The organism is Azospirillum griseum (assembly GCF_003966125.1).
Classification (GTDB): Bacteria; Pseudomonadota; Alphaproteobacteria; order Azospirillales; family Azospirillaceae; genus Azospirillum; species Azospirillum griseum.
On record NZ_RXMA01000001.1, the window covers coordinates 146,772 to 147,549 of the forward strand.

A 778-nucleotide genomic window follows, 5' to 3' on the forward strand; every position below is an offset into this window, starting at 1 on the left:
CCACGGGGGCATGGCGGGAGAGCCGGGCGCGCTCCGTCCGCATCCAGTTCTCCAGCGCGGCGACCAGGGCGACGCCGTGCTCCTGGCGGGCCGCCAGCCGCTCGGCCGCCGACTTGCCGTTCAACGCGCTCGAGATCGAAGAGGGCGCCGATGCGCGTCGCGGCCTCCAGCGCCAACGGTGAGATCGGCGGGGCGTCCTTGCCGCGTCTGGTGTTCGCGGCGATGTCGGCCAGCTTGAAGAAGCCGCGCCGGGCATGCGCCCAGCACAGCACGTCGCGGATCGGCCCCGGCTTGCGGTCTGGTTCATACAGCCGGTTGCAACCGGCGAACGCATCGGCCTGCAGCCAGCCCGTGAAGCCGACCAGGTGCCGTTCGGGATGCTCGCCCCTGCGGTCTCGCGAACAGTGGAACAGCGCTGCCGGTGGGGCTTGGCCGGCAAACGGCCGGTCATCGCGCACATACACCCACAGCCGCCCAGTGTCGGCCTTGCCCTTGGCCAGCACGGGCACCGGCGTGTCGTCCCCATGCAGCCGCTCGGCCGCCAGCACATGCGCGGCGATCAGCAACGGCCCTGACCGTCAACCAGATGATCTTCACCAGGCCGCCGCAGCGTCCGCGGAAGAGGAAGAGATGGCCGCTGTGCGGGTCCTGGGCGAAGCGTTCCTGCATCAGCAACGCCAAGCTCGCCCCGCCCTTGCGCATGTCGGTGTGCCCGCGGGCCAGCCACACCCGCACGCCACTCGGCACCGGGATCATGCCAGGGCACCGACGACGGCCG

The 778-nt window shown here is 71.5% G+C and carries 1 protein-coding gene and 1 pseudogene; both read right to left on the bottom strand.

What is annotated here, in order from left to right; genetic code table 11:
* Window positions 1-563, bottom strand: a pseudogene (locus EJ903_RS00720) (IS66 family transposase); the annotation flags it as partial.
* On the bottom strand, window positions 448-756 hold the full coding sequence (gene tnpB / locus EJ903_RS28130; RefSeq protein WP_377005520.1) for an IS66 family insertion sequence element accessory protein TnpB: 309 nt from the start codon (window positions 754-756) through the stop codon (window positions 448-450). The gene tnpB and the pseudogene EJ903_RS00720, both read right to left, overlap by 116 nt.
* Window positions 757-778: the final 22 nt, after the last annotated feature.